The following is a 654-nucleotide window of genomic DNA, read 5'->3' on the forward strand; positions in this document are numbered from 1 at the left end:
GATTTGACGGGCGGAACCTTCAACACGCTGACCGTTGGCTCTCTCTCCGGTAATGGCACTTTTTATATGGCCACTGATGTCGATGCCAGTGACAACGACAAACTGGTGGTGACCGGCGTCGACGCTGCAAGCGGCGACCATCTTATTCATGTCCGTAACACAGGTGCGGAACCGACGACTCCAAACCATCTGATACTCGTCGAGACCAATGGCGGCGATGCCAACTTCTCGGCATACGGCGGGACAGTCGACATCGGCGTCTATTCCTATGAACTTGCCCGGATTGGCGATACATGGCGCCTGATCGGTGGCGATGGATCGGTGACGCCTCTTCCAGAGCCGGAATTCCCCGACGATTGCACGCCGGGCGTCGATTGCCCAGTCGATCCGGATCCGGATCCGGAACCACGACCGGAGCTGTCAAAGAGCGCCCAGACGGTCATCGGCCTTCATGCTGCCTCTGCCAATGTCTGGTACGCGGAAACAGGATCACTGCGTCAGCGCATGGGTGATATACGTCAGGGCAAGGGCGAAAACGGCCTGTGGGGCCGCACCTATGGTCGTGGTTTCAAGGGCAATGGTGCCAGCGGCGTCGATTTTGACCAGAATATCTGGGGTCTTCAGGCCGGTGCAGAGCGTGAAGTTAACCTCGGT

At 58.3% G+C, this 654-nt stretch carries 1 protein-coding gene; it reads left to right on the plus strand.

Annotation, left to right across the window (positions count from 1 at the left end):
* On the plus strand, positions 1–654 hold a 654-nt coding region (locus RCF13_RS01750), incomplete at both ends, for an autotransporter outer membrane beta-barrel domain-containing protein (RefSeq protein ID WP_308140766.1).

It is taken from the genome of Stenotrophomonas maltophilia group sp. RNC7 (genome assembly GCF_030910085.1).
Taxonomy (GTDB): domain Bacteria; phylum Pseudomonadota; class Gammaproteobacteria; order Xanthomonadales; family Xanthomonadaceae; genus Stenotrophomonas; species Stenotrophomonas sepilia.